This is a genomic window from Bacteroides sp. CAG:633, assembly GCF_000435115.1.
Classification (GTDB): domain Bacteria; phylum Bacteroidota; class Bacteroidia; order Bacteroidales; family Bacteroidaceae; genus Bacteroides; species Bacteroides ndongoniae.
The window spans coordinates 1-1,957 of sequence record NZ_FR883142.1; the positions used below are offsets into that span (position 1 = coordinate 1).

General features: G+C 45.0%; 2 protein-coding genes and 1 pseudogene. All 3 read right to left on the minus strand.

Translation table 11 applies throughout. From position 1 onward, the window contains the following. Positions 1 to 66 precede the first annotated feature (66 nt). Positions 67 to 1,026, minus strand: a complete 960-nt coding sequence (locus tag QVP67_RS13570; RefSeq protein WP_022164104.1) for an NAD-dependent epimerase/dehydratase family protein — start codon at positions 1,024 to 1,026, stop codon at positions 67 to 69. Between the two features lie 33 nt (positions 1,027 to 1,059). Beyond that, the gene (locus QVP67_RS13575; protein ID WP_022164105.1) at positions 1,060 to 1,824 is read right to left on the minus strand and encodes a glycosyltransferase family 2 protein; all 765 of its coding nucleotides are present in this window, start codon (positions 1,822 to 1,824) and stop codon (positions 1,060 to 1,062) included. 24 nt (positions 1,825 to 1,848) lie between these two features. After that, positions 1,849 to 1,957 (minus strand): annotated as a pseudogene (locus tag QVP67_RS13580) (GDP-mannose 4,6-dehydratase); the annotation flags it as partial.

The following is a 1,957-nucleotide window of genomic DNA, read 5'->3' on the forward strand; positions in this document are numbered from 1 at the left end:
ACCATAAACCCTAAACCTTAAACCCTAAACCCTAAACCCTAAACTATAAACCCTAAACCCTCAATCCTAATCCTTCCTAAACGACAAAATCGTTTTTTTCAATCCATCCTTGGCCCGTACCGGCATCCTTTCTATACCCAATGCCTTTTTTATCTTTGCATTGCTCGCCACATAATTTTCGGTCAGTTTTCCCAACCGTTCCTCATTCAACGGCAAATGCAAGGTAGTGCCGATGCTTGCCACTCCTTCCATCAGGCTACGGTTTATTTTCCAGATATGAGCTTTCTTTCCCATAGCCTCACACATTACCTCGATCAGTTCGTTGGTCGACAACGCTTCATCATCCGCCATGTGGTATATTCCACTCTGTACGTTCTTTGTCAGCAGTCCTTCCACTACGAAACACAGGTTATCGATGCTGGTAAACGTTCGTCTATTCTCAAACGCTCCCAGCGGCCAGGGTATTCCTTTACTCACCACCCCATACAGCAGGTTCAGATTCCCTTTGTTGCCCGGTCCGTGAATCATGCATGGCCGCAAGATAAACACCCGTTTACTTGCCGATTCTTCATTCTTCGTTCTTAATGCTTCATTTTCCAAGATGTACTCTTCCGCCTTTATCTTGCTTTCCCCGTAGGGACCTTTCGGTGCGGGTAGCACCTCTTCAGTCAGCACATCGCCGGGCACCTTGTCAGCAGCCGCCTTCACCGAACTGAAGAAAATAAAGCGTTTTGCTTCCGACTTCAGGAAGTAATCATATATCTTCTGTGTCAGTCCCGTGTTCACATCAAAATACACCTGTGCTGCCGCCCGGTTCTTAGTATCATGTGCTTTCCCGGCCAGATGAATGATGGCATCCATGGGAGGAATCGCATTGTCATCCACATCCTTCCAGCTGAATGTTTTCTCCACCCCCTCTTTCACCGGTGCCACAATATCCACTCCATACAGTGTATGTTCCTTTTTCAAGGCGTTCACCAGATTGGAACCCACAAAACCGTGAATCCCAGTAATCAATATCTTCATATCTTCAATTCTACACTTTTCGTATATCCGTACTTATCCTTTCGTAAACAACAATTCGAATACTTTAATGAAATATTTCAGCATCAGCAGCGGAAAGCAAGTCCAGATGCCGTTACTCCGACAAGCCCTGACAATTTCCTTGTTCAGCAGAATGTTACTCTTTACCGAAGCCGTGCTGACACCTCCCGTTCTCATTTTCATGAAATCCGTATGCAGGTATCTGGCTTTTACCCCATACTTGTGAAGGAAGCGTACCAACAGCTCATAGTCAGCAGCAATCTTATAATCCAACCTGTAATATCCGTATTGCTCAAAATATTTTCTGTATGTAAAGAAAGTCGGATGTGCCGGCATAAAGCCAAAACGGAAAAGAGACGGTCTGAAGATTTTCGAAGAGTAATATCTGACTGTCTTATCCAGATTTTCCGGATTGACAAAACGTACATCTCCATAGACTGCCTGTACTTCAGGGGCAGCCATCGCATCTGCAACCAGTTGGATGATATCGTTCCGATGGTAAAAATCATCCGAATTAATAATGCCGACAATCTCTCCGGTTGCCATCCGGATACCTTTGTTCATCGCTTCATACAATCCGTGATCCTTTTCGCTGATATATTTCATTCTCCCCTGAAAGAGCGGTTCATATTCACGGACAATATCCATCGTATTGTCTTTCGACAGTCCGTCCACCACTACATATTCTATATCGGTATAGGTCTGCGCCAATACCGACTCCATCGTATCCCGCAGTGTTGCCGCACTGTTATACGTTACCGTAATAATCGAAATCTTCATCGTCGTCTCTCTGCCTTTGAATCTTTATTTCACAATACCCTTTTCCAGATATTCAGCCAGATTGGTTCTCACCTTCTGTGCCGCATGGTCGGCAGCTACTTTAGCCATATCTGCTTCCACCATAATGCGTACC

Bases quoted from the DNA above. Each gene is read 5' to 3' on its own strand.
- QVP67_RS13570 (WP_022164104.1), bottom strand. From the start codon at position 1,026: ATGAAGATATTGATTACTGGGATTCACGGTTTTGTGGGTTCCAATCTG.
- QVP67_RS13575 (WP_022164105.1), bottom strand. From the start codon at position 1,824: ATGAAGATTTCGATTATTACGGTAACGTATAACAGTGCGGCAACACTG.